This window comes from Flavobacterium sp., assembly GCF_049590715.1.
Taxonomy (GTDB): Bacteria; Bacteroidota; Bacteroidia; order Flavobacteriales; family Flavobacteriaceae; genus Flavobacterium.
On sequence record NZ_JBAWDL010000339.1, the window covers coordinates 1 to 1,519 of the forward strand.

3 protein-coding genes are annotated in these 1,519 nt (G+C 32.0%); all 3 read left to right on the top strand.

The window, feature by feature from the left end; translation table 11 throughout:
- The first annotated feature begins 132 nt into the window (after positions 1-132).
- Positions 133-507, top strand: a complete 375-nt coding sequence (locus tag WBQ70_RS14410; protein WP_423915408.1) for a DoxX family protein — start codon at positions 133-135, stop codon at positions 505-507.
- Between the two features lie 10 nt (positions 508-517).
- Positions 518-1,102, top strand: a complete 585-nt coding sequence (locus WBQ70_RS14415) for a YdeI/OmpD-associated family protein (protein ID WP_423915409.1) — start codon at positions 518-520, stop codon at positions 1,100-1,102.
- Between the two features lie 156 nt (positions 1,103-1,258).
- Positions 1,259-1,519: helix-turn-helix domain-containing protein (locus WBQ70_RS14420; RefSeq protein WP_423915410.1), on the top strand; the 261-nt coding region annotated here is incomplete at its 3' end.

The following is a 1,519-nucleotide window of genomic DNA, read 5'->3' on the forward strand; positions in this document are numbered from 1 at the left end:
TAACCTAACTATGCATGTGATTTATAAATCGGTGGAAGTTCGTGATGCCATATTAAAATTACCTTTTGAATTTGGTCTCAACAGAGCACACGACAAATTACAAGAAACTATCAATCAATTAAAATAAAAAGGATGACAAAAAGAAACAAAATCATTTATTGGATAGCAACCGTCTGGTTGGCTTTAGGAATGACATCTACAGGAATTGTTCAACTCATTCAGATGAAAGAAGAAGTCGATATGATGACGTTATTGGGTTATCCTATTTATCTTTTAACTTTGTTAGGAATCTGGAAAATACTTGGTGTAATTGCTATACTTATTCCAAAATTTCCCTTATTAAAAGAATGGGCTTATGCTGGTTTTTTCTTTGCTATGTCTGGCGCTGTTTATTCTCATATTGCAGTTGGAGATAAAGCTATTTCTCTTTTTGGACCAGTTTTATTACTGATTTTAACACTTATTTCGTGGTATTTTAGACCTGTTAACAGAAAAACAAACTCATAATCCGAATCCTATGAACCCAAAAGTTATTGAACGATTTTTAGATAGAGCAAAAATGTGGAACGAAGAAATGCGGCTATTAAGAAAAATATGTTTGGAATGTGGTCTAGATGAAGATTACAAATGGATGCATCCTTGTTATACCTATCAAAACAAGAATGTGGTATTGATTCACGAATTTAAGGAGTATTGTGCTTTACTTTTTCACAAAGGCGTACTGTTGAAAGACACTGAAAAAATTTTGATTCAACAAACAGAAAATGTACAAGCGGCACGACAAATTCGATTTACCAGTATGGATCAAATTGTGGCTTTAGAATCAATCATCAAAACCTACATTTTTGAAGCAATCGAAGTAGAAAAATCAGGTGTGGAAGTTCCTTTAAAAAAGACTCAAGAATTTACTATTGTAGATGAATTTCAAAAGAAATTGGACGAATCACCAGAATTAAAAACTGCTTTTGAAGCCTTGACAGCTGGAAGACAAAGAGGTTATTTATTGCATTTTTCTCAAGCCAAACAATCCAAAACTAGAGAAGCTAGAATTGAAAAATATAGGGAAGCAATTCTCGAAGGAAAAGGATTAGATGACAAATAAGACTTAAAATTTATAGAATTAGCTCAAAAACTACTATTAGTTACCAAATAACAACTATAAGTAGTGCGTTTACAACTAATAGTAAAGCGGCTTATTGAATTATAAAAATTCCTCCAAAGTATCTTTGTCAGGTCGTTTAATCTAAAAAAAACTAGTATGCAAAAGACAAATAAAATTGGTGATAAAATTACCGAAGCAAGAAAAAAAATAAATATAACTCAAAACCAACTGGCTGAAAAATTATTCATCAGCCCACAAGCAGTTGGAAAATGGGAACGTGGAGAATCAATGCCAGACATTATCACTTTTGGTCGTCTAGCAGAAATTTTGGGTGTTGATTTGAATTATTTCTCTGAAAATTTTCAATCAACAGCTGAAAGTATCATACTAGAACCACAAGTAGAATTATTACCAGAA